Consider the following 22,851-nt stretch of genomic DNA (forward strand, 5'->3'; position numbering starts at 1 on the left):
GGTCCGGCCCCTCGCCGCCGCCCCGGCGCCGGACCAAAAAAGCCACGCCGGCTGGCGTGGCCCTCGATCAGTTCAGGCTGTAGCGGAAGGGATGACGGACCTTCTTCAGCCACGGGACGAGTACCTCGTCGACCGCGGCGTAATCATCGACCAAGGAGACCACGAAACTTTCGCGGTACTTCGGCAAGCCCAGTGTGGCACCCCACATGTGCTTGATGATAATATCCTTCTCCATCGGTGTCAGGTCAGTGAGCTTCTCCGCATTGCGCAGGGCAATGCGCGGATGAATGTAGGCGTGTGTGCCTAAGTCAAACTTCGTCGTCCGCCAGTCGTAATAGAACAGATCGTGAAGCAGCCCCGCGCGAGCTAACGCGCGGACATTCAGGTGCCATTTCTTCCCCAGCAGGAAGCTCCGGTAAGAAACGCTGATGCAGTGATCCAACCGATTGGAGTAATGGTGCTGGGTGTAGTTCGCCAGTTTTTGAACCGCCGGCTGAGCCAAGAGATCGGCCACCAGCGCCAGGTACTCGGTATCGGTCTGCCAAGTCAGTTCTGCCATCGATCGAAGTCACTTCTTGTGCCTGTCGTTCAACACGCCTTAAGTATAACAGGTTCCACCGGTGGCTGGCACGAGATTAAGCAACTCTTAATCAGGCGGTCAGGTGAAAGAGCACGACGGCGGCGGCAATCGCCACGTTGAGCGATTCGGCGCGGCCCTTGATCGGAATGTAAAGGTTGGCATCGGTTCGGGCCAAAACCGCTGGGCTCATGCCGTTGCCCTCGTTACCGACCACCAGCGCGAACTGGGCGGCCGGGGCCACGTCCTGGTAGCCCTGCGCGTTCTTGTTCAGCTCGGTGCCGTACACCGGAATCGCGGCGGCCTGCAGCTGCGGAATCACGTCAAGCAGCGGTGCCGTCACGATGTTGACGTGAAACTGGCTGCCCTGCATCGCGCGAAGCACCTTGGGGTTGAAGGCGTCGGCGGTGCCGTTGCCAAACACCACGGTCGCCACCCCGGCGGCATCCGCGGTGCGAACCAGGGTGCCGACGTTGCCGGGGTCTTGAATGCCGTCCAGCAGCAGGAACTGACCGGACACCGGCTCGCTCAGCTTGCCTGGGACCCGCGGCAGCACCGCAAAAATCCCTTGCGGCGTCGGCGTTTCGCTCAGGTGCTTGGCGACGTCTTCCGAAATCTCGGTGGTGATGTCGTACAGCGGCTTGAGCAGCCGCTCGTTGAGGTACTTCTCGGTGGCGTAGATGCGCTTGGGCGTGATGCCGCTCATCAGCGCCTCTTCCACCAGGTGCCACCCTTCCAGCAGGTAGGCTTGCCCCTCCTTTTGGTACTTCTTAGTCGCCAGCTTCTTGGCGTTTTTGATGTGCTCGTTTTTAGCAGATTGAATGTATTCCATGTCGCACCTCCGGCCTTCAGTCTACCATAGCCCACCGCCAATTATGCTAAAATAGGAGATAAATTGGAGGGAGACACATGGCAATGATTGCAAAACGAATTCAGGTCGGCGGCCGCGTCCAAGGCGTCGGCTTTCGCTGGATGACCCTGATGGTGGCCCAGCAGCTGCACATCGTCGGCATGGTCCAAAACCAGCCGGATGGCACCGTCTTGATCGAGGCGGTCGGCCCCGAGGCGGCGATGACCAAGTTCACCGCCGCCGTCAAGGCCAGCCCCAGTCCCAGCGGCAAGGTGCAAAGCTACCACGAGCAGGTGCTGGACCCGATTCCCGCCTACAGCCGCTTTTCGGTGCGGTGATGCGTGTGACACGCGGCAAAATCAGCCTTCAGTCGGGTTGCGCCACACCCTGGCTTCAAGTATGATTGTTGGCAGTACATATTGAAGGGACAGACAACATGCGTAATTGGAAAAAATGGGCGCTACTCGGCGGCATGAGCAGCGTCGCCTTGCTCTTGACCGCCTGCGCCAAGCGAACCACCACGCAGATGAAGCCGCCCAAGGGCTTCTTCGGCGTCTTTTACACCTGGATTGGCAAGCCGCTGCAGAACTTGATGGAATGGATTGCCAACAACCTGGGCACCGCCAGCGCTTACGGCATCGCGATCATCATCATCACCGTGGTCGTGCGGCTGATCCTGCTGCCGCTAATGCTGCGCCAGCAAAAGAACATGACCGAGTCGCAGGAAAAGATGAAGGTCTTGAAGCCGCAGATCGACCTGATTCAAGCGGAGATGAAAAAGCCGCACAGCCAAGAAGACACGCTGCGCCTCAACCAGATGATGCAGGATGTCTACCGCAAGAACGGCACCAGCATGATTCCGCAGATGGGCTGTTTGACGCTGTTGATTCAGCTGCCGATTTTCTCCGGCCTGTACCAGGCGGTCGCCTACTCGCCCGAGATTTCCTCAAGCAAGTTCTTCGGCATCGCGCTGGGCCAATCCAGCATGGTGATCACGATCATCGCGACCTTGCTGTACGTCGCGCAAAGCTTCATCATGCTGCAGACCTACCCGCCGGAACAGCGCAAGCAGATGCAGACCACGGCCTTCTTGAGCCCGCTGATGACTTTCTTCTTTTGCATGATGTACAACGCCGGGCTCGGCCTGTACTTCCTGGCCGGCGGGATCATTATCTTGGTTCAGCAGGTCATCGTGACCTACGTGATCACCCCGGCGATTCGCGCCCGGATGGACAAGGACCTCGCCGAGAACCCACCGGTGATCGTCGTCGACGAGACCACCTTTGCCAAGCCGGAACCGGAACCGACCGCCGTTGAAGCCAGCGACGACAACGGCCGCCCGGAGCGCCGGACTCACGGCCGCAACGCCGGCAAGCAGCACCGCCACCACGATTAACAGATTGATTCGGCCCTCTCGCTTAGTCGCAAGAGGGCCGCTTTTTTATTGTCTTCGTGGTGAACAGTTGCCTGTATGCACCATTTACAAGAATTTTACATTCATAAGACGCGTGAAGCGCTTGCATTTCACTCGACTCCATGTTACGATTCGGGTATGGGTGATCCATGTTCGGCGACGGCCCAGCCAATTTCCTCATCCTCATCTGATGAACGTCGACCTATGTCGACCACGTCCGCGGCGTGAGTGTCTAGCGACGAAGAAATTCGCGTAAAAGAAAACAGCCCTGGTTTGAGTCCAGAAATTGGCTGGGTCGCCGAGTTCCATCCCCGTTCGCATACGTGCCACACCGCGCTGGCTTTGCCGCGCCGTGGTGTGTGTTCAAAACCAAAGCACCGCCAACCGGTTGCCCCGGTTGGCGGTGTTTGCGTGTCTTCAACTCTGGCCAGTCAGATCAGGCCGAAATGCCGCAGTGCCTTGGGGATGCCGGCGTGCAGGTAGTCGGCGGTGACGTAATCGGCCGCCGCCAGCACATTCGGCAGCGCGTTGCCCATCGCGACGGCGACGTCGACCTGTGCAAACATCGGCAGGTCGTTGTTGCCATCGCCGAACGCGAACGTCTTGACCCCGGCGAAGGCCGGTCGCGCCTGTAGCAGCGCGATGCCGGTGCCCTTGGTCATGCCGTTGGCCACCACGTCCAGCGCGAAGGGCCCGTTGCGGTAAAAGGTCAACTCGGGGAACGCGGCGGTGACCGCTCGCGTCAGCGACTGCTGGTCGGGCTGATCCGGCACGAACAGCAGGCACATGCACACCGGCTCGTGCTCGAAAAAGGTCGGCACCACCGCCGGCTGCGGCTGGTGCATCATCTCAAATTCCCGTTGCGTGGCCGTCGTCGCGCGGTTGACCACCACCGTGGCGTCGTTGAACATCGCCACCGGCACGCTGGCCGCGTCGGCGGCCGCCAGCAGCCGGCGCAGCTGCGGCCGGCCGATCGGCTGCTGGGTCACGTGCTCGCCCTTAACGTACAAATCGGCGCCGTTCGCGCAAACCAGCGTGTCGATGCCGGTTTGCGCCACCAGGTCGGCAACCTCCCAGTAGTTCTTGCCGGTGCAAAGAATCGGCAGGCAGTCGTTGGCCTGAAGCGCGGCAATCGCGGCCAGGTTGGCCGCCGGTACCTGCTTGGCGTCGTCCAGCAGCGTGTAATCGAGATCAAAAAAGACGAGAGCTTGGGTCATCGGATACTCCTTTGGGCTTCAATGTCACCATCATACTGCACGGTCGCCGCGCCGGCAATCCGCGGTCGCCCGGGACACCAAAACGCCACGCGGTTGCGTGGCGTTTTGGCTACTCTCCCAGCCCGACGCGAGCGAAGATCTCGTCGACGTGGCTGAGGTGGTAGTGGTAATCAAAGGCGTCGTCGAGGGCGGCCTGGGTGAGCTTGGCGGTGACGTTGGGGTCGGCCTCAAGCAGCGCCCGGAAGTCGCGGTGTTCGTCCCAGGCCTGGGCGGTTTTGGGCTGGACCAGGTCGTAGGCGGCCTCGCGGGACAGCCCGGCCTCGATCAGCTTAAGCATCACCCGCTGGCTGAAAATCAGCCCGTGGGTCTTGTTCATGTTTTCAAGCATCGTCTCCGGGAACACGTCGAGGTTGGCGATAATGGTCGTGAAGCGGTGCAGGATGTAGTCCAACAGGCCGGTGGCGTCCGGCAGCATCACCCGCTCGGCGCTTGAGTGCGAGATGTCGCGCTCGTGCCACAGGTTGACGTCTTCAAGTGCCGGAATGCTGTAGCCGCGAATGATCCGCGCCAGGCCCGAGACGTTCTCGGAGCCAATCGGGTTGCGCTTGTGCGGCATCGCACTGGAGCCTTTTTGCCCCGGGTTGAAGTGCTCCTCGACTTCGTGAACCTCGGTGCGTTGCATGTGCCGCACTTGGGTGGCGAAGCGCTCGACCGACGTCGCAATCAGCCCCAGCGTCTGGATGTAGCGGGCGTGCAGGTCGCGCGGCAGAATCTGGGTGGAAATGTCTTGGGCGCGGATGCCGAGGTGTTCCGTCACGTAGGCCTCGACCGCCGGCGGGGTGTTGGCGAAGGTGCCGACCGCACCGGAAATCTTGCCGGCCTCGACCTCGGCCGCCGCCTCATCGAACCGCGCGATGTCGCGGGTAATCTCGGCGTACCAGGTCGCGACCACCAGCCCGAAGGTGGTCGGCTCCGCGTGGACGCCGTGGGTGCGGCCCATCATCGGCGTGTGCTTGTAGGCCTTGGCCAGCTTGGCCAAGGCGGCTTGCAGCGCCACCAAGTCCTCGCGCAGGATCGCGTTGGCCTGTTTGAGCACGTACCCCTGCGCCGTGTCGACAACGTCCGTTGAGGTCAGCCCGAAGTGAACCCACTTCTTCTCGGCGCCCAAAGACTCGGACACGGTGCGGGTGAAGGCGACGACGTCGTGGCGGGTCACCGCCTCGATTTCGTGAATCCGGTCGACGGTGAAGCTGGCGTTAGCCCGCAGCTTCTTGACGTCTTCTACCGGAATCTCACCCAGAGTGGACCAGGCCTCGGCGGCCAAAATCTCGACTTCAAGCCAGGCCTTGTAGCGGTTCTCTTCCGTCCACACCGCCGCCATCGCGGGGCGGCTGTATCGCTCGATCATGTTCTTCCTCCTTTTGGGGATGACGCTTCTTCTACTGCGTTACAGGTGAAAATGGTCCGTGGCGTTGATCGCCTGGGCGACCAACGCACGGTCGCCGAACACCGCGACTTGACCGATGGCCCCGGCACCGGCCGGGTAAAAGCGAAACTGCCAGGCCGGCTTGATGGCCAGTTGGGTCATCGCCGCGGCGCGGTCGGCCTCATACAGCGGCAACAAGACCCCGGGCCGCAGCACGTTGACCGCCGGCAGTGGCCAGCCGAGCAGCGCCCGCAGGTGCAGCTCCTCGGCCGACGTGCCGGTGGTCGGCGCAAGGATCGCGCCGCTGGGCTGCGGTCCCGGGAACACGCGCTTGACGTACAGCGTCTGGTTGGCGGTCATGAAGAACTCGATGCCAAAAACGCCGGCGTAGGTCAGCCGCTTGGCGATGACCCGCGCCACCCGGGTGATTTCCTGGGCGACGGCCGCGTCGGCCACCGCCGGCACCAGCGATGCCTTGAGCAGGTGGTGATCAAAGACGTTTTGCACCGGCGGCATCACCTGCACCACATCGCCGCTTTTGGCCACGGCGACGGCAAACTCGGTCGGCTGATCCAACCAGGCCTCCATCACGTAAGGCCGCGTGGCCAGCAGTCCGGCCGCCGCCTGCACGTCCTGCGGCGACTTGAGCAACAGCGCCGCGTCGTGGCCGAGGCTTTTTTGAATCGGCTTGAGGATGGCGGGAAAGCCCACCGACTCGACGGCCTTGGTGACGTCTTGCGGTGTCACCACCTGGGCGTAAGGCAGGGTGTTCATGTTCAGGTCGTCCAAGAACACCTTTTCCAAGTAGCGGTCCTGGGTGACGGCGAGGATGTCGACGCCGCTTGGCAGCTGCCGCGCGGTGGTCAGCTCGGCCAGGGCATCCCCGTTGACGAACTCATCGACGTAAGTGATCACGGCGGTCACCTCGGCCAGCCGGGCCAAGGCGGCCGAATCGGTGCTGGCCCCGACCAGCGGCATGTCGGCCGCGGCAAAGGCGACGTCGCCGTCATCGGGGGCCAGCACCACGACCTTGAGCCCCAGCTGCCGCGCGGTCATGCCCAGGCGGTAAGCCTCCAGCCCCCCGCCGACGATGCCCAGCACGGCACCGGGTTGAATAAATTGACTCATAGCTTCCCCTTATTGTGCGTCTTTCTCGTTCAGGCCATCCTTGATCTCAAGCTTGGGCTGCGGGGTCCGGGCGTTGAACAGGAGGTTGAGCCCCACCGCGCTGATCGAGGCCATCAAAATCCCCGAGGAGAACAGCAGCTGCGCCGTCTTGGGCAGGAACTGCACGATGTCGGGCTGGACGGTGACGCCCAGGCCCAGGCCGATCGAAATCGCGGCGACCAGCAGGTTCTTATCGTCGTGGAAGTCGACTTGCTGCAGCATGCGAATGCCTTGCACGGCCACCATGCCGAACATCACCAGCATCGCCCCGCCCAGCACCGGGTTGGGGATGATGGTCGCAAGCGCCCCGACCTTCGGTAGCAGGCCGAGGATCACCAGAAACAGCGCGGAGAACATCACCGGCTTACGGGTTTTGATCCCGGACAGCTGAACCAGCCCGACGTTTTGGGAGAAGGTGGTGTACGGGAAGGTGTTGAAAATCCCACCGAGAAAGACCGCCAGCCCCTCGGCGCGGTAGCCGCGGCGCAGGTCATCTTGCTCGATGCGGCGACCGACGACATCCCCCAAGGCGAAGAACACGCCGGTGGACTCGACCATGGAGACCAGCGAAATCAGAATCATCGTGACAATCGAGCTCCACTCGAACTTCGGGGTCCCGAAGTAAAACGGCGTCGGCACGTGAAACCAGCTGGCCTCAACCACCGGGGCGAAGCTGACCTGCCCCATCAGCCCGGCGAGCACGGTACCCCCGACCAGGCCGATCAAAATCGCAATCGAGCGAACGAAGCCACGGCCCCAGACGTTGAAGGCCAGAATCAACAGCACGGTGAAGGCCCCGATGGCGAGGTTGCCCATATTGCCGAAGGACTTGGCCGCGGTGTCGCCACCACCGAGGTTTTGGAACGCGACCGGAATCAGGGACAGCCCGATCACGGTGATCAAGGTCCCGGTCACCAGCGGTGGGAAGAAGCGGCGCAGCTTGGCGAACACGCCGGAAATCAGGAACACGAACAGCCCGGCGGCGATGATCGCCCCGTACATGGTGCGGTAATCGAACTTCTGCCCGATCATGATCAAGGGCGCGACGGCCTGCACCGCGCAGCCCAAGACCACCGGCAGCCCGATGCCGAAGAACTTGTTGGCAAAAATCTGCAGCGCCGTGGCGATCCCGCACATGAAGATGTCGATCGACACCAGGTAGGTCATCTGCTCACCGGTAAAATGCAGCGAGGCGCCGATCAGAATCGGCACCAGGACGGACCCTGAGTACATCGCCAGCAGGTGCTGGATGCCCAGCACTGCGGCCTTTGGTGCGGAAACATCTGGCTGTTTATTCATGACGCCCTCCTAGTCTTCTTGCTCAAACACCACGTGACCGTTCTCAAAGGCGGCGATTCGCGCCAGCGACTCCACGTGAATGTGGCGGTCGTCCAGCAGCTTGCGGCCCTTCTGGAAGGTTTTTTCAATCACGATGCCGACCCCGGCCAGCGTCGCGTCGGCCTGGCCGATGATGTCGATCAGCCCCTCGACCGCCTGGCCGTTCGCCAGGAAATCATCGACGATGAGCACCGTGTCGGTGGGCCCGAGGAACTTCTGGGCGATGGCAATCATTTTGGCGGTCTTCTTGGTGAACGAGTAGACCTCGGCGGTGTACAGGTCGTCTTTGAGGGTCAGCGACTTGTGCTTGCGGGCGAACACGACTGGCACGTGGAACTGCATGCCAGCGGCCAAGGCCGGCGCAATGCCGGAGCTTTCGACGGTCAGGATCTTGGTAATCTTCGTGTCCTTGAACCGCGCGTAAAACTCCGCGCCAAGCGCCGTCATCAAGTCGGGGTCAATCTGATGGTTCAGGAAGTTATCGACCTTCAACACATCTTCGCCCAACACCTGACCGTCGCGTTCGATTCGGTCTTCCAGTAATTTCACCAGTAAGCACATCCTTTTCAAGAGTTAAATTTTCCAAATTTTACCACCCAGACGGCGAATTTGCAACCGAATCCGCGATACATCGGGCCTTTATCCGAACATTTTAGGTGAATGCGGCGAAAAAATCGGTGAATCGACCACTTTCAAGTCTCCGTGGACAACCCACTCCCCCAAAACGATTAGCGGCCGCCCCATCACGACAGGCCACGCGGTCACCCAGGCGCAACGGGCTGAGCCAGTTGCCGCCCAATCCGCGCGGTTGTCGTCGTCGCGCTTGAGAACTGCTCAGCTCGTGCGATTGGAGCCGACGCCGCCGATTGAACAACTGAAGTGCAATCTGCGCGGTACCGTATCCATCCGACACAATCCATTCGCACTGGATGACGGGTTTATCATTTATCGACGCGCCGACGCAACGCCGTCGCCAATCTCTTCAGAACTTCAAGAACTTCTAATCACATGCGCATGACATTCACTTCGAATTTTCAGTTCGAAGTGTCACCATCCAGACGTAGTGAAAGCAATTTCTTTCGCACAACGGAGGGGTTAAACATGAAACTTAGTTCTTTAAAGAGGATTAAAGCGACTGCTATTTGTTGTACGCTAATCACAACCATCTCACTTAGTGGTGAGGTTGTGCGTGCAACTACATCCACTAAGTCACTTTATCAGGTAGGGGTTGACTCGGGTATTATCAATCCGACTACGTACAGTGAACACGCGTTTCAATGTGCCTACGAGGAAGGATTTCAGATTTATACGCAACAGCTGGCCGGCGGTATGCCATTCACGTCCTACAACGAATGGTTTCAAGCAGTCGGCTTCGGCGCAATGCCTGATGGTTCAAATGTTGATCCAAATATTCCAGCCATCAAGCCGAGATCGGCGGCGGCAAACATTGAACGCTTTGTTCATGATGTAAAAAAGGGAGACATCTTAATTGTCAACAGTGGCGGATTCGGTCATGCCGCAATCGCGACCACTCACAATTATGTCCTAGAAATGCATGGTGGGGGGAATCTTCTCAACTGGACCGTTACTGGCATCTCCGACAACAATCGATAGTATACGACGCGATCATGGATTAAATCGCACATCAAGAATTGGACACAAATCTGGCGTCCACGAAAAGGCATCGGAACACAGGCAGCAACATATGCCGATTATAAATTCTGGAGCAGTACTCACTCTTTCAAAAAAACCGCCATATCACTTACGGTTTAGGGGCTGGGCCAACTGTATTCAGTCCAAACTACTGCTCTAAACTGGTTTGGCAATCGTTTAAATACGGGACGGGAAGCTTAAAAGTTGCAACCGGCACCTCCTTCTTTATCGCACCTAGCTCGTTGCCAGACTACTTCTACGCTGCATACAAGCCATATAAGGTAGGAAGCTATTAATGATCAAATGGAAGCACCTAAAACCCAGAAGCAAAACAGGGCTCATCATCCTGTTGACGTTGCTCGCCATCACCGGGGTGTGGTGGGGCCGCGACGCCTACACCATCTATCGGGTGACGCAACGCGCCGACCACGCCTTGGCCGATGCGGGCTTTACGACCTACACCGTGCGGCGAAAGGTCTATCGCGAAGCCACTGGTCCGCTCAGCGGCGTTGCGTGGTACAACTACACCTTGGCCAACGCCGCCTCGCTGAAGGCCAGTCGTGCTTACGCCAAGTACCAAGGCAAAGACGACAGCCGCCTCACCCTGACGAACAGTCCAATCGTCTACCGCGTGGTGCTGACGCCACCTGGCACCAAAACCGGCAAGTGGACCGCCGAGATCTACCTGGACACCAACGACGCCCTCAAAGATAGCAGCCGCCCCGCGTTCGTCCGCCGGCTGAACCAGTCCTCAAGGCGCGTTCTCAAGCTGAAACAAGGCGACCGCTAGTGGCCGCCACCAGGTCTAACCGGCCGCACAGGCGCCTGTGCGGCCTTTTTGTCTCACCTCAATCGCTGATGGGACACAAAAAGCCCAGGCAAGCGGGCTTTAGTCGTAGCGTGTGAGGTTGTAGGTCTGCACCACGTTGATCAGCTTGGCCGGGTAATCCGGGTCGGTGGCATACCCCGCCGTCTTGAGCGCGTGGGCCGCGGTTTGGTAATCCTTGGCGGCGCGAACGGCGGCGTATTGGTTCTTGTTCCAGGCGGTGCCGTTGACGAACAGCAACGCATGGGCCTTCATCGAGGCCAGGTCGCTGTCGTAGACGACAAACCGCGCCTTGACCGTCACCCACTGGTCGTTGACGTACTCCTTGGTTGCCAAGAGCTTGGTCTTTTCGGGGTCCGTCCCCTTGATGCCAAAGAGGTTGTGGTACTGGCTGGCCAAGGTCGAGCGGCCCCAGTCGGACTCGAGAATCGCCTGGGCCAAGGTGATGCTGGGCAGCACCTGGTACTGCGTCTGCAGAGTCTTGGCGTAAGGCGCCAACCGGGTGATGAACGCCTCTTTTTGAGCCAAAACGCTTGCGCTTTGGCTTTTGGCCACGCTGGCCTGTTGCGCCAGGTCGCGGCGGGTCATCAGCGTCTGCACCGACACCACCGCCACGGCGGTCAGCATCAGGCCGATCACGACGGTCACAAACATTGGGATCTTGCGTCGCCGCGCCATCTCGTCACTCCATTCCTGTGGGTCTTGGGGTCTGGCTCGCGCCTACTCCGCTTGCGGGGCCGGCAGCTGGGCCTGGGCCCATTCCAGCAAGTCAAGCTTTTGGGTCTCCAGCTTCTTGGCCACGGGTGCCGGCACGGCGAAGTCCAAAATGTCATCGAGGCCGCGCATGCCGTAGCCGCGGCGAATCTCCAGATGCGCCGTGCCGCTTTGGCTTTGGGTGACCGCCGTGGCGGCGCCGGCCTGAAGCCAGGCCAAGGCGATGGTCGCCTTGGCGTTTTGGTAGCGCCAGCCGACGCCTTGCTCGGCCGGGGCAGCCTGGTCTTGCACCGCCACCTTGTTGGCCAGCATCCACTCGTAATCGGAAAACAGGTAGCGCAGCCGGCCGCGCTGGTTGGCCGTCAGCGCCGCATCCCCGGCCAACACCGCCTCAAGCGGCACGTGCAGCTGGTTCAGCCAGGTGTTTTTGGCCACCTCGCCACCGGCCGCAAGCGTCAAGGCTGCCAGTTCAAGTAACGTCTGATCGTTCATCGAATCCGCCCCTTTTTTTCAATTGGTTACCCCTCCATTGTAGCAGAATCAGGGGCCGCTTTGTGCTAACATTAAGTCATCACAATCTGGGAGGAATGCACATGACACACAACTGGGGCATCATCGGCCTGGGCGGCATCGGCAGTCAGTTCGCCGCCGCCTTGCCCAAAGATCAGGTTCTCTACGGCGTGGCCGCCCACGACTTCGGCCGGGCCCAGGCCTTTGCCGCCAAGTACCACGCGCAACACGCCTTCACCGATTACGCGGCGCTGTTCGCCGATTCCAACATCGACATCGTGTACGTCGCGACCACGCACAATTTCCACTACGAGAACATCAAGCAGGCGCTGCTCGCCGGCAAAAACGTGCTGGCCGAAAAGGCAATCACCGAAAACCTCGCCCAGCTGGATGAGCTGATCGCCTTGGCCGCAAGCCGCCACCTGATCTTGATGGAGGCCCAGACCATTTACCACATGCCGCTGTACCCACAGCTGATCGAAACCGCCAAGGACCTGGGCAAGCTCAAGACCATCAACGTGATGTTCGGCTCCTTTGCCCAGGGCAAGCCCAACGCCCGGCTGTACGACCCCCAGCTCGGTGGCGGCGCGATGCTTGACATCGGCGTCTACGCGCTGAGCTTTGCGCGGCGCTTTTTGACCGCCACGCCGCACCTGGTGGCCACCCAGTGGACCCCGACCGCAAGCGGCGTCGATGGCCAAAGCACCCTGTTGCTCAACAACGCCAACCACGAAATGGTGACGGTCGCCTTGAACCTCGAGGCGCGGATGCCCAAACTTGGCACCGTCGCCTACGAAGGCGGCTACTACAGCGTGTTGGAGTACCCGCGCAGCCAGGAGGCAACCTTCACCGACCCCGACAAGCTGTCACAGGTGATTCTGGCCGGCGAAGGCGCCAAGGCGCTGGCCTACGAGGCCCACGACATGGCCCAGGCCGTTGAAACCGGCGAGAACCCGACGTTGGCTTGGACGCGCGACGTGATGGCGATCATGACCGCGGCTCGCAAGGCCTGGGGCTTCAGCTACCCCAACGAGTGATCGAGCATCACCATGTCGTGCATCCTCAGCCCATCGACAACCACCGGCGGCTCATAGGCGTCAAAAAAGTCGCGCCGCACCCCGCAGAAGCGAAAGCCCAGCCGGCGGTAGAAGCGCAGGTTGGCAAAATCCGCGTCGCCGGTGCCGACCACCAGCCGCGCGTAGGCGCCGCGGTAATAATCCAGCACGTGGTTGACCATGGCAAAGCCGAGCCCTTGGTGCTGCCAAGGCGTAGCCACCGCCAGGTTCTTGAGCTCGCACGTGCTGCCCTGTGTCACCACCAGCGCGACGGCCACCGGCTCTTGGCCTTGCAACCCGCCGAACAGTTGGCCCTGCGCCGCGTACCGCGCCAGCATCAACAGGTCTTCATCCCCTAACAGCAGCAGCTGCCGGTAAGGCTTGCGGCTGCCAGTCACTAACTCAATTTGCATCTGATTCCTTTCTGGAGGACCCCATGAAAATTTACTTTGCCAACGGCCTGTTCTCTCAGGCCGACTTCGCCTTCAACCAGCGGCTGGTCGCCCAGCTGCGCGACCAGCTGCCGGCGCTTGACATCTACTTGCCCCAGGAGAACGCGGCGATCAACGACAAAAACGCCTACGCCGACTCGACCATGATCGCCCAGGCCGACACCCAAGAGGTGCTGGCCGCCGACCTGATGATTGCGGTGCTGGACGGCACCGTGATCGACGCCGGCGTCGCCAGCGAAATCGGCGTTGCCTACGCCAAGGGCATTCCGGTGCTGGGGCTTTACACCGACTCGCGGCAGCAGGGCTTCGACAACGCGCAGAAGCTCGCCGCCCTGAGCCAGGTCGCCGAAAACCAGTTTCACTACCTGAACCTCTACACCGTCGGACTGATCAAGCTCAACGGCGCCGTTTACAACAACGTCGCGGCGCTTGTCGCCGACTTGACTCGGCGGCTGGAGGCAACCCAGCACTAGGACTGGCCGAGAACCGGGGACTCGGGCGAACGCCGAGCCTTCAACCCGCGAGCGGCGGCGCCTGACAGCACTCCTGACAGCACTATTGTAGGTTCTCGCCTTGCCCATGCACAACGAACGCCCCTGCCCCGGCATCAGCCGAAGCAGGGGCGTTTTGTACCGGCGTCACTTGGCCAGGTAAGCCGACAGTGCCTCAAAGGCCGCGGCGCTTTCGCGGCGGCCCGTTTCGTACAGTGCCTGCAGCTTGTCTGTGTCGCCTTCCAGGCGCTTGACCGTCACCGGTTCCTGCGGGGCAATCACGAACACGTCACCGGCGGCCTCCAGCTCATCCAGCGCCGTCGCCTGGCGGTTGTACATCTCCGGTCGGGCACAGGCCGCTTCGACGAAGCGCGGATGCTCTCCGAACGTGTGCTGATAGGCCGCGGCCAGCACCGGCGAGGTCGCCGCCTTGCGGTAGGCGCGTTCTCGCGTGCGAACCACCACGATTTTGGCAAAACCGGCCGCCTGAGCGTAGGCGTAGGGAATCGAATCGGTGATGCCGCCGTCCAGGCACAGCCCCAACCGGGTGTCTTGCGGCGCGGAGATGAACGGCATGGCGCTTGAGGCCTTCAGCGCCTCGACCAGCTCGGCGTCCTTGGGGTGAACGAAGTAAACCGGCCGCCCGTTGGTGACGCTGGTCGCGACCACCACGAACTGGGTAGCGCTTGCGTTGTAAGTCGCCGCGTCAAAGTCCTCCCACCCGGCACCGTGCGGGGCAAAGAGGTAGTCCAGGTTGATCACGTCCTGGCGGCGCAGGGCCCGGCGCAGCGAGATATAGTTGCGATCGTGGCGGTAATTGACGTTCACGTGCGTGGTGCGGCCGAACTGCTCGGACACGTAATTGGTCCCGCACAACGCCCCGGCCGACACGCCGATGACGGTGTCAAAGTGCAGCCCTTGGGCCAAAAAGGTGTCCAAAACCCCGGCGGTGTATTGTCCCCTGAGGGCACCGCCTTCCAATACCAAAGCCGTTTTTTCCATTCAATCGCCTCCAATGGCGTTATTTTACGCCTTTCGCCAAGGCGTTGCCACCACCCCAAACAGGCGAGCCAGCCCAAGCTCGCCTGCAAGACACGCGTTACCCAACGGCCTTACGCCCCTGCCTGGGCCAAAAACTGTCGCAGCGGCACCAGGTCCTGCGCCGAGTAACGTTGCTTGAAGGCCGCGACGGCCGCCGGGTCCTGGGTTTGGGCGTCTAGCACCAACTGCTCGACCGGCAGCGGCCGCAGGTTCGAGATTTTCACATCGATCACCACCGGCCCGGTCGTCGTCGGCAGGGCGGCAAAAACGGCTTGCAGGTCGGCCAGGGTGCGAACCTCGAAGCCGGTGGCGCCAAGCGCCGTGGCCGCGGTGCCGTAATCCGCGTCGATCAAATCGACGCCCGAGTGCGGCTGCCTGGTGTCGTCTTGCTCGGCCTCGATGAAGCCGAGGCTCTCGTTGGTCAAAATCACGTTGATGATCGGCATGCGGTACTTGACCTGGGTCAAAAGATCCTGCATGACCATCGCGTACCCACCGTCGCCTGAGATCGACCACACTTGACGCTTAGGGTAATGGGCCGAAGCCCCGATGGCCGCCGGCAGCGCGTAGCCCATCGTCGCATACCAGCCGCTGGTGGTGAAGCGCTGCTTGGGATTCAGCCGCAGGTAGCGCATGCCGTTGATGGTGACGTTGCCGACATCGACTTGGAAAATGGCATCGGCCGTCGCGTAGTCGTTGATTGCCTTGAACAGCGGCTCGACCCGCAGCGGCGTGGCGGCCGCATTTTCAAAACCTTGAATCCACTCACGCCAGTTTTGCTTAGCGGCCAAGGCCGCGCGGTACCACGGCGTCGCAGGCAGCTGCCGGCCGATGCTGAGTAGCGCCTGCATCACGGCCTTGGCATCCGCCAGGAGCGCGAGGTCGACTTGGTGGCGCCGCCCGAACTTGGTGGCGTAGGTGTCCACCTGAATGTAGGTGGCGTCCGGGCGAATGAAGTGGGCCTGAAAGGGCATGTCGGTGCCCAGCATCAGCACGGTGTCGGCGGCCCGTGCGACCTCGACGCCGGGCTTTGAGGCCACCCGCCCGGCCGAGCCCATGTAAGCCGGCTCATCGTCTGCCACCACGCCCTTGGCCAAAGCCGAGCTCAGAATCGGCGCCTGCAAAAGCGCCGCAAGCGCCAGCACCTCGGCCCCGGCCCCGCGCGTCCCCTGGCCGATGTAGAGCAGCGGCCGTTTGGCGGCGGCCAAAAGCGCCCAGGCCGCCGCCACCTGCGCTGCTTCGGGCTGCGGCAAAAGCGGCGGTCGGTGCAGCGGCGCCGAGGAGACGTAATCGTCCTCGATTGGCTGCCAGCCCAGGTCCTTGGGCAGCGTGATCACGGCCACACCGCGTTGGGCGTAGGCGCGACGAATCGCCTCATCGACCACACCCGGCAGCTGGGCGGCGGTCATCACCGTGCGGTTGTAGACGGCCACATCCGCGAACATCGGGTTTTCGTTCATCTCCTGGAAGTAGTTGGTGTTCATCGTCGCAGTCGGCACCTGGCCGACCAACGCCAGGATCGGCACCCGGTCGGCCTGGGCGTCGTACAGGCCGTTGAGCAGGTGAACCGCCCCGGGGCCGGCGGAGCCAAAGCAAACCCCGATTTGGCCCGTGACCTTGGCCTCCCCGACGGCGGCCAGGGCCCCGGACTCTTCGTGGCGAACCTGGATGTAGCGAATCGTTCCCTGCCGGTTGTGCAGCGCGTTCATCGTCGAATCAAACGAGCCGCCGGGCAAACCGTAGATGTTTCGAACGCCCCAGCTTTCAATGACCTTGAGCATGGCGTCTGCTGCATTGAGTTGTCCCATCGTGTGCCTCCTTGCGGGTCTGGGTGGGCGCCGCCACGTAATCGGCGCTGATCCAAGGGTACCACCACCCCCGGCCCGACCGCCAAGAATATGCTCACGCAAAAACAGGCGGGGCCACCCTGGGCCCTGCCTGCGCTTAGCTATTCCGTTACCGCCTGGTACTGTCGCTCCTGATTCTGAACGCCAGTCAGCAAGAAGCGGCCGGCGAACCAGCCGGGATTCGGCTGGTAAGACGCCGGTCCGTACGGCACTTTGTCGGCAAACACCGCCTCGTACTCGGCGACACTCAGCCGACGCCGCGCGTCCAGCCGCGCCAGGTTGGCCGCGGCGGTCAGCTGCGCCTCAAACCCGGGCACCAACGTCGCGCTGAAGAACTCGCCGACCGCCCCCGAGCCGTAGGAGAACAACCCCAGCCGGTCGCCGGCCTGCAGGTTCGTGGCCCCGTCCAGCAGTGATAGCAGGCTCAGGTACAGGGAGCCGGTGTAAAGGTTGCCGACCCGCCGGCTGTAACGGGCGCTGGTTTCAAAGGCGCCACTCAGCGCAGCCTGCTGAGCGGTCGTCGCCTCCGGCAGCACCTGCCGCAGCGCCTTGAGCCCCATTTTGGTGTAAGGCAGGTGAAACAGCAGGGCCTTGAAGTCACCGATTGTGCGACCGGTGATCGCCCGGTAGCGCCGCCAAACCAGGTCGAAGAAGCGTAGGTACTGCTCGGTTGAGTACTTGCCGCGAGCGAGCGCCTGGTCGGTGTAAACCGGCCGCCAGAAGTCCTGAATGTCTTCGGCGTAATGCACCGAATCATCGGCCAGGGCCAGCAGCCGCGGCGCGGTGCTGACCACCATCGCCACCGCCCCGGCGCCTTGCGTCACCTCGCCGGCCGTTGCCAGGCCGTACCGCGCGATGTCTGCGGCGATGACCAGCGCCTGGCGATCCGGATGCGCCGCGACGTAATCCCGCGCCATCATCAACGCCGCGGTGCCGCCGTAGCAGGCCTCCTTGAGCTCGACGGCCCGAACCCAGGGGCCAAGCCCCAACAGCCGCTGCAGGTACAGCGTCGCGGCCTTGCTGGCATCGACGCCGGATTCGGTGCCCAAGGCAATCAGGCCCAGGCGCTTGGGGTCCAGCTGCAGCCGGCTGGCCGCGGCCGCCCCCATGGTCACAATGTCTTGGCTGCTGGGTGCGACGGCCTGTTGATCTTGGCCGATGCCGATGGTGAACTTGTCCGGCGCAATGTCTCGCGCGACGGCCAGCTCCCGCAGGTCGACGTAAAAAGCCGGCGTGTCAAACGCAATCTGGTCAATCCCGATGGTCATGAGTCGTCATCCTTTCGTTGGGCCGCGAGCAGCGCCTGGGCCTGAGCCAGGCTCATTCGCCCGGGTTGCAACCCCGCGGCCACCGTCGCAATTTCCGGTCCCGTCGCCCCAGCGGCAATCGCCAAGGCGTTGGCCTGAAGCCTCATGTGCCCGGCCTGAATGCCGGGGCCGGCCAGGGCTCTAAGCGCCGCGAGGTTTTGCACCAGGCCCAGCGCCGCAAGCGTCGTCTGAAGCGCCGCGACGTCTTGGTAGCCGCCCAGCCGCAGCGCGGCCTGGGCCACCGGCAAGGCGCCGGTGGCCCCGCCAACCACCCCGACTTGAAGCGGCAGCGCGATGCGGCCGCACAGGTCCCCGTTGGCGGCCAGCCGCCAGGTCGCCAGCGGTTGGTACGAACCGCCAGTCGCGGCAAAGGCATGGGCCCCGGCGGCCACGGCTCGCCCGTCGTTGCCGGTGGCCAAAACCGCCGCACTGATGCCGTTCATGATGCCCTTGTTGTGGGTCACCGCACGGTCTTCATCGACCTGCGCAAGGGTACTGAGCCGCGCGATGCGAGCCGCGATGGCGGTACCCGGCTGGTCCTTGGTCGCCAAGGTCGCCGCGGCCAGCCGCACCGTGGCCACGGTGGCGGCCCCGCCGCCGTTGGTCAAAATGGCGACCAACGGCGCCTGGCCGAGCCAGGCCGCGGCCGCGTGACCCACCGCCTCGCAGATGGTGTTGACAATGTTGGCCCCCATCGCGGCCTGCGGATCGATGCTCAGGCTCAGCTTCAAAAAATCACCGAGACGCGTCACCGTGAGGCTGTCGAGACCGCCACCGCGCCGCACAATCGACGGGTGGGCGGCGGCGGCCACGGCGCGAATCTCCGGTTCGTGGGCCCGAAGCTTCGCCGCCGCTCGGTCCCAATCGCCCGGCGCGTCGAACACCACCTCGCCGATCACGCGGTGCAGTGGCGCCGTGGCGGTCACCCCGCCGTTCAAGGCGGCGATGCGAGCCCCGTTGTTGGCGGCCGCCACCACCGAAGGCTCCTCGGTGACCAGTGGGACCTGAACCGTCTGGCCGTTGACCACGAGGTCCCGGACCACGCCCAGTGGCAGCGCGAACTGGCCGATCTGGTTTTCAATCAGGTGAGCGGCCACGTCGGGCGCCAGCATCGGTGTCTGGGCCAGCAACGCGGCATCTGCCGGCGTCAGGTGACCCTGGTCGACCAGCAGCTTCCGGCGTTCGTCTGGGGTCAGCTGGTAGAATTTCACCGGCGAACCTGCATCGCAACGCCGATGCCACCGCCGACGCAAAGCGCCGCGATGCCCGTTTTCGCCCCGCGGCGGTCAAGCGCCGCCAAAAGCGTCGTCAGCACCCGGGCCCCAGAGGCGCCGAGCGGATGCCCCAGCGCAATCGCCCCGCCGGCCACGTTCAGCTTGGCCGCAGGCACGGCCAGCTCGGTGGCCACGGCCACGCTCTGCGCCGCAAAGGCCTCGTTGATCTCAAAGAGGTCGATGTCTGCCATCGTGCTGTGGGTCTTGGCCAACAGCTTCTCGATCACCCGCTTGGGCGCGTAGCCCATGAAGTTGGGGTCGATGCCGCCTTCGCTGTAGCCGGCAATCGTCCCCAGGTACGGCAGGCCGCGGCTTTCGGCCAGGTCCTTGCGCATCAGCACCAAGGCGGCGGCGCCGTCGTTGATGCCCGAGGCGTTACCGGCCGTCACCGTGCCGTCCGGCTTGTAGGCCGGCGCAAGCGCCGCGAGTTTGGCCGCGCTGGTGTCCGGCCGCGGTCCCTCGTCTCTTGCGACCACCACCGGACCGCGGCGCGTCTGCACCGTCACCGGCACAATTTCGGCGTCAAAATCGCCGGCCGCCTGAGCCGCCACCGCTTTTTGGTGCGAGGCCAGCGCGAAGGCGTCTTGGACCTTGCGCGACACGCCGAACTGGGCCGCGACGTTCTCGGCGGTGATGCCCATCGGCTCGCCGGTGAAGGCATCGGTCAGCCCGTCGCGCTGCAGGCCATCGACGAAGGCGACGTTGCCGAGCTTGTGGCCGAAGCGCAGGTCGGGCGCGTAGTACGGCGTTTGGCTCATGCTTTCGGTACCGCCGACCAAAACCGCGTCGGCGTCGCCCAACAGAATCGCGCTTTGGCCCAACCGCACGGCCTTAAGTCCGGAGCCGCAGACCTCGTTGATGGTCATCGCGGAGCTGTCGGTGCCCATGCCGCTTTGCAGGGCAATCTGCCGCGCCACGTTTTGGCCGCCGTTGGCCTGCAGCACGTTGCCGAACACCGACTGGTCGAGGTCGGTCGGGGCAAGCCCGGCGCGTTCAATCGCGGCCTTGGCCGCCACCGTGCCAAGCGCCACCTCCGACATCCCGGCCAAGGCGCCGCCGAACCGGCCGATCGGCGTCCGGGCGGCACTTAGAATCACAACTTCAGTCATATTTCCTCCCCGTGGTCTTCTACCACTTGTCATGCCTTCTAGTATAGCAAGCGGCCCCACTCCCGACACCGCCGCTAAGAAAAACTTAGCATTTGACCGCGGAGGGGCTTATCATGGACAAAAACCCGAACGGAGGCGCGATATGCGCGTGATCGACCTGCTGGCGCTTCTCGCCGACTACAACCAAAACACGGCCGTCCAGATGCAAAGCGGCGACCAGGTGGCCAACATTGCGACCTACGAGCTCGCCACCGTGCTGGACGCCCCGCGCCTCACCCTGCTGCCCAAAGCAGGCGGTCACCCGCACCGCCTGTGGGAGCTGCGGGTGCTGCTGGATCGGCCCGAGCTGCGCAACCGCTACGTCTACCTGCAAACCCCGACCGGCCCGGTGCCGGCCTTTGGCTTCCAGCAACGCGCCCAGGCCCTAGTGATTAACTGAGCACAGCCCAAGCCCGAGGTGACTTGCCTTGCCGGCGCCGGCAAGCCTGCGGTCCGTAACCCGGTGCCACCTCGGGCAACGGCCAACAGGGTCGGGACTCGGCAGGCGCAGTGGCCGCCAGTCGCCGCGCGACCCAGCGCCAGCGGTGGCCGGCCAGCACCGGGCGGTCAGCGGTCCCGCCTCGCGGGTCACCCGCCGTTGCCCGGGCGGTTCCTCAGCTCGGCAGCCGCCGCATCAGCCGGCGCAGCCGCGGCCGGTCAATCAGCATCACCCCAAGGTCGTCGGCCAGCTCCTTGGCCGCGTCACTGAACTCGGAGTTGGTGATCACCGCCGCCTCATCCAGCTTGTAGAAGTTGTGGCCGGTCCAAACCTCTTGCACCGCCTTGTTGCCGACAAAGCCGGTGTAGCGTTTGCACTGAAAGCCGACGGACTTCTTGTTTTTGCGGGCGATCACGTCGATGCCCTGATCACCTGACAGCTGGGTGACCTGGATGCGCTTAAAGCCGTTACGTCGCAAGACATACGCGCAAAAATGCTCGAACTCTTCGCCGTCCATCGCGTCGACCTTCTCCATCTGCAGGTCGCGGTAGCGAAAGTGCCGCCGGTACAACAGCACCGCGTTGATGCCGACCCAGCCGGCGATCAGCACAAAGGCGGCCAAGTCCAGCCGCGGCCGCAGGGCCAGGAAGTAGGTCCGGCCCCAAAACGCGTAGCCCAAGGCCAGCGCGAAGCCGGCCGTCCACAACCAGTAGATTTTTTTCAGTAAGCGCTGCATGGTGACCTCCTGTGGCGAACGTTTGTTTCATCTTCCTAAGCCTACCAGAAACTGGCGCGTTGGCCTAGCCCTTTTCGCCAACCGGTGACCGTAACAGTTCGCCGCAAAAAAGCATTGATTCCCGCCGCTAAATTCGGTACGATTGTAACAGATATGAAAGGAAACGGTTACAGATGCAAATTGAATCGGCCACCTTCGTTCGCCTGCGCGACGACAACATCACGCAATACACATTGACCAACGACGCCGGCATGAGCCTGAGCTTTTTGACCTTCGGGGCTCGGGTGTCGCGGCTGCGGCTGCCCGACCGCGACGGGCACAACCCCAACCTGACGCTGGGCTACATCACCTTTCAGGATTACATCAACGAGCCTGGGCTGTTCGGCGCCACCGTCGGCCCGGTGTTCGGGTCACAAGGCGACCTGCCGAAGAATTCCGGTCTCACCGGCTGGCAGAACTGGAACTGGCAGGCCGCAACCGCCCAAGACGACACCCACGTGCAGCTGCGCCTGACCTTGAACCTGCCGGAGGGCGCCGATGGCCTGCCGGGCGAGCGGCGCATCTCCGTGCTGCACACGCTGGATCAAGACAACCACTGGACCATCGATTGGCACGTCGAAACCACGGCTGCGATTCCCTGCCGGCCGCTGATCAACATTCCCTTCGTCTTGACCGGCGACCCGGCCCAAACCGTGATGAGCCAAAAGCTGCGCCTGGACGCCGAGCGGGTGGCCCTGCCAGAGGACCGTCCGGTGCGGTCGGAGTCCCGAACCGCCAGCCTGATTGGCAAGAAGTGGTCGCTGTCGCTTGAAACCGACGCCAAGGGGCTTGAGGTCACCACCTTCCCCGATGTCGGCGAAACCAACTGCTTCAACGGCATCCTGGGCCAGCCCCACGTCGCCGTCGGCATTCGCCCGCAAAACGGCAACTTCATGATGACGCCCGACCGGCCCTTCGACCGGCAGACGATCATCACGCTCCACCGGCTGCAGTGATGGCCGCGCTGGCGCCGCTTATCGCGGCCTGTGGCCTGCTGGTGGTGACGGGACTGTTGGCCAGGCGACTTTCCCTGAGCGGCCGGGCCAAGCTGGCGCTTTGGGCGGCGACCGGCCTGCTGGTCGCCGGCGCCGTGGCGGTGGCCCTGGCGTCCTGGTGGGGCTGACAAACCAAAAGAGACTGAGCCGACCGCGATACGCGGGGGTTCAGTCTCTTTTTGCGGCTTAGTCCTGCTTGGGTTGCGTGGCCTTGTCCTCTTGGCGCAGCCGCTCCGCCAGCTGCAGGATGTACGCGCGTAGCTCGTCTTTGACCTCCGGGTGAGTCAAGCCGTACTCGATGGTGGTCTCCACGAAGCCGAACTTGTTGCCGACGT

25 protein-coding genes and 1 pseudogene are annotated in these 22,851 nt (G+C 62.8%); 9 read left to right on the forward strand and 17 right to left on the reverse strand.

The features are described from left to right. Nucleotides 1-67 precede the first annotated feature (67 nt). Both ACYVRZ_RS02460 and ACYVRZ_RS02465 read right to left on the reverse strand, forming a co-directional pair. Nucleotides 68-559, reverse strand: a complete 492-nt coding sequence (locus tag ACYVRZ_RS02460; protein ID WP_461224472.1) for an HD domain-containing protein — start codon at nucleotides 557-559, stop codon at nucleotides 68-70. A gap of 91 nt (nucleotides 560-650) precedes the next feature. Then, the gene (locus ACYVRZ_RS02465) at nucleotides 651-1,409 is read right to left on the reverse strand and encodes a TrmH family RNA methyltransferase (RefSeq protein ID WP_461224473.1); all 759 of its coding nucleotides are present in this window, start codon (nucleotides 1,407-1,409) and stop codon (nucleotides 651-653) included. 77 nt (nucleotides 1,410-1,486) lie between these two features. On the opposite strand from ACYVRZ_RS02465, the gene ACYVRZ_RS02470 reads away from it, so the two are divergent. Together ACYVRZ_RS02470 and yidC are read left to right on the forward strand one after the other, a co-directional pair. After that, nucleotides 1,487-1,765 carry an acylphosphatase gene (locus ACYVRZ_RS02470; RefSeq protein WP_461224474.1) on the forward strand — a complete coding sequence of 93 codons (279 nt, stop codon included), beginning with the start codon at nucleotides 1,487-1,489 and terminating at the stop codon, nucleotides 1,763-1,765. A 98-nt stretch (nucleotides 1,766-1,863) separates the two neighbouring features. After that, nucleotides 1,864-2,823 (forward strand): membrane protein insertase YidC, encoded by a 960-nt coding sequence (gene yidC / locus ACYVRZ_RS02475; RefSeq protein ID WP_461224476.1) that lies wholly within the window; start codon nucleotides 1,864-1,866, stop codon nucleotides 2,821-2,823. Between the two features lie 449 nt (nucleotides 2,824-3,272). On the opposite strand, the gene ACYVRZ_RS02480 is transcribed toward yidC, so the two are convergent. From ACYVRZ_RS02480 to ACYVRZ_RS02500, 5 genes are all read right to left on the reverse strand, one after another. Continuing rightward, complete coding sequence (locus tag ACYVRZ_RS02480; protein WP_461224478.1) at nucleotides 3,273-4,058, reverse strand: Cof-type HAD-IIB family hydrolase; 786 nt, start codon at nucleotides 4,056-4,058, stop codon at nucleotides 3,273-3,275. 109 nt (nucleotides 4,059-4,167) lie between these two features. After that, a complete protein-coding gene (gene purB / locus ACYVRZ_RS02485; protein WP_461224480.1) occupies nucleotides 4,168-5,466 on the reverse strand; it encodes an adenylosuccinate lyase in 1,299 nt (432 codons plus the stop codon). A gap of 39 nt (nucleotides 5,467-5,505) precedes the next feature. Then, entirely contained in the window at nucleotides 5,506-6,612 is a 1,107-nt protein-coding gene (locus ACYVRZ_RS02490) for an ATP-grasp domain-containing protein (protein WP_461224482.1), read from the reverse strand. A 9-nt stretch (nucleotides 6,613-6,621) separates the two neighbouring features. After that, nucleotides 6,622-7,950: a nucleobase:cation symporter-2 family protein gene (locus ACYVRZ_RS02495; protein WP_461224484.1), complete on the reverse strand. Its 1,329-nt coding sequence runs from the start codon at nucleotides 7,948-7,950 to the stop codon at nucleotides 6,622-6,624. Nucleotides 7,951-7,959: 9 nt separating this feature from the next. Beyond that, nucleotides 7,960-8,538 (reverse strand): xanthine phosphoribosyltransferase, encoded by a 579-nt coding sequence (locus ACYVRZ_RS02500; RefSeq protein ID WP_461224486.1) that lies wholly within the window; start codon nucleotides 8,536-8,538, stop codon nucleotides 7,960-7,962. A gap of 552 nt (nucleotides 8,539-9,090) precedes the next feature. Here ACYVRZ_RS02500 and ACYVRZ_RS02505 point away from each other — a divergent pair. Continuing rightward, a complete protein-coding gene (locus ACYVRZ_RS02505) occupies nucleotides 9,091-9,603 on the forward strand; it encodes a hypothetical protein (protein ID WP_461224488.1) in 513 nt (170 codons plus the stop codon). Nucleotides 9,604-9,937: 334 nt separating this feature from the next. Further along, on the forward strand, nucleotides 9,938-10,432 hold the full coding sequence (locus ACYVRZ_RS02510) for a hypothetical protein (protein ID WP_461224490.1): 495 nt from the start codon (nucleotides 9,938-9,940) through the stop codon (nucleotides 10,430-10,432). 99 nt (nucleotides 10,433-10,531) lie between these two features. Here the strand turns inward: ACYVRZ_RS02510 and ACYVRZ_RS02515 are convergent, their stop codons facing one another. Together ACYVRZ_RS02515 and ACYVRZ_RS02520 are read right to left on the reverse strand one after the other, a co-directional pair. After that, nucleotides 10,532-11,146 carry a glycoside hydrolase family 73 protein gene (locus ACYVRZ_RS02515; RefSeq protein WP_461224492.1) on the reverse strand — a complete coding sequence of 205 codons (615 nt, stop codon included), beginning with the start codon at nucleotides 11,144-11,146 and terminating at the stop codon, nucleotides 10,532-10,534. 42 nt (nucleotides 11,147-11,188) lie between these two features. Then, nucleotides 11,189-11,674, reverse strand: a complete 486-nt coding sequence (locus tag ACYVRZ_RS02520; protein ID WP_461224494.1) for a hypothetical protein — start codon at nucleotides 11,672-11,674, stop codon at nucleotides 11,189-11,191. Between the two features lie 101 nt (nucleotides 11,675-11,775). Here ACYVRZ_RS02520 and ACYVRZ_RS02525 point away from each other — a divergent pair, with 101 nt between their 5' ends. Next, on the forward strand, nucleotides 11,776-12,729 hold the full coding sequence (locus ACYVRZ_RS02525) for a Gfo/Idh/MocA family protein (RefSeq protein WP_461224496.1): 954 nt from the start codon (nucleotides 11,776-11,778) through the stop codon (nucleotides 12,727-12,729). Here ACYVRZ_RS02525 and ACYVRZ_RS02530 read toward each other — a convergent pair. Continuing rightward, a complete protein-coding gene (locus ACYVRZ_RS02530; RefSeq protein ID WP_461224498.1) occupies nucleotides 12,714-13,160 on the reverse strand; it encodes a GNAT family N-acetyltransferase in 447 nt (148 codons plus the stop codon). The genes ACYVRZ_RS02525 and ACYVRZ_RS02530 overlap by 16 nt on opposite strands. 23 nt (nucleotides 13,161-13,183) lie before the next feature. On the opposite strand from ACYVRZ_RS02530, the gene ACYVRZ_RS02535 reads away from it, so the two are divergent. Then, complete coding sequence (locus tag ACYVRZ_RS02535; protein WP_461224499.1) at nucleotides 13,184-13,672, forward strand: nucleoside 2-deoxyribosyltransferase; 489 nt, start codon at nucleotides 13,184-13,186, stop codon at nucleotides 13,670-13,672. A gap of 165 nt (nucleotides 13,673-13,837) precedes the next feature. Here ACYVRZ_RS02535 and ACYVRZ_RS02540 read toward each other — a convergent pair whose 3' ends face one another. From ACYVRZ_RS02540 to ACYVRZ_RS02560, 5 genes are all read right to left on the reverse strand, one after another. Beyond that, the gene (locus ACYVRZ_RS02540) at nucleotides 13,838-14,692 is read right to left on the reverse strand and encodes a patatin-like phospholipase family protein (protein WP_461224501.1); all 855 of its coding nucleotides are present in this window, start codon (nucleotides 14,690-14,692) and stop codon (nucleotides 13,838-13,840) included. A gap of 110 nt (nucleotides 14,693-14,802) precedes the next feature. Then, nucleotides 14,803-16,539, reverse strand: a complete 1,737-nt coding sequence (gene spxB, locus ACYVRZ_RS02545; RefSeq protein WP_461224502.1) for a pyruvate oxidase — start codon at nucleotides 16,537-16,539, stop codon at nucleotides 14,803-14,805. A 140-nt stretch (nucleotides 16,540-16,679) separates the two neighbouring features. Continuing rightward, nucleotides 16,680-17,846, reverse strand: a complete 1,167-nt coding sequence (locus ACYVRZ_RS02550) for a hydroxymethylglutaryl-CoA synthase (protein ID WP_461224504.1) — start codon at nucleotides 17,844-17,846, stop codon at nucleotides 16,680-16,682. After that, on the reverse strand, nucleotides 17,843-19,096 hold the full coding sequence (locus tag ACYVRZ_RS02555) for a hydroxymethylglutaryl-CoA reductase, degradative (protein WP_461224506.1): 1,254 nt from the start codon (nucleotides 19,094-19,096) through the stop codon (nucleotides 17,843-17,845). Before ACYVRZ_RS02555 ends, ACYVRZ_RS02550 begins: the two co-directional genes overlap by 4 nt. Further along, nucleotides 19,093-20,268: an acetyl-CoA C-acyltransferase gene (locus tag ACYVRZ_RS02560; protein ID WP_461224508.1), complete on the reverse strand. Its 1,176-nt coding sequence runs from the start codon at nucleotides 20,266-20,268 to the stop codon at nucleotides 19,093-19,095. The genes ACYVRZ_RS02555 and ACYVRZ_RS02560 overlap by 4 nt, the downstream gene beginning before the upstream one ends. Nucleotides 20,269-20,410: 142 nt before the next feature. Here ACYVRZ_RS02560 and ACYVRZ_RS02565 point away from each other — a divergent pair, with 142 nt between their 5' ends. Next, the gene (locus ACYVRZ_RS02565) at nucleotides 20,411-20,707 is read left to right on the forward strand and encodes a hypothetical protein (protein WP_461224510.1); all 297 of its coding nucleotides are present in this window, start codon (nucleotides 20,411-20,413) and stop codon (nucleotides 20,705-20,707) included. A gap of 214 nt (nucleotides 20,708-20,921) precedes the next feature. Here ACYVRZ_RS02565 and ACYVRZ_RS02570 read toward each other — a convergent pair whose 3' ends face one another. Further along, nucleotides 20,922-21,482 (reverse strand): restriction endonuclease, encoded by a 561-nt coding sequence (locus ACYVRZ_RS02570; protein WP_461224512.1) that lies wholly within the window; start codon nucleotides 21,480-21,482, stop codon nucleotides 20,922-20,924. A 173-nt stretch (nucleotides 21,483-21,655) separates the two neighbouring features. Between ACYVRZ_RS02570 and ACYVRZ_RS02575 the strand changes: the two genes are divergently transcribed. Together ACYVRZ_RS02575 and ACYVRZ_RS02580 are read left to right on the forward strand one after the other, a co-directional pair. Beyond that, nucleotides 21,656-22,477: an aldose epimerase family protein gene (locus ACYVRZ_RS02575; RefSeq protein ID WP_461224514.1), complete on the forward strand. Its 822-nt coding sequence runs from the start codon at nucleotides 21,656-21,658 to the stop codon at nucleotides 22,475-22,477. Further along, complete coding sequence (locus ACYVRZ_RS02580) at nucleotides 22,477-22,644, forward strand: hypothetical protein (RefSeq protein WP_461224516.1); 168 nt, start codon at nucleotides 22,477-22,479, stop codon at nucleotides 22,642-22,644. Before ACYVRZ_RS02575 ends, ACYVRZ_RS02580 begins: the two co-directional genes overlap by 1 nt. A gap of 58 nt (nucleotides 22,645-22,702) precedes the next feature. Here ACYVRZ_RS02580 and ACYVRZ_RS02585 read toward each other — a convergent pair. Then, nucleotides 22,703-22,851 (reverse strand): annotated as a pseudogene (locus ACYVRZ_RS02585) (UTP--glucose-1-phosphate uridylyltransferase); the annotation flags it as partial.

The sequence above is a fragment of the Lacticaseibacillus suihuaensis genome (assembly GCF_054785075.1).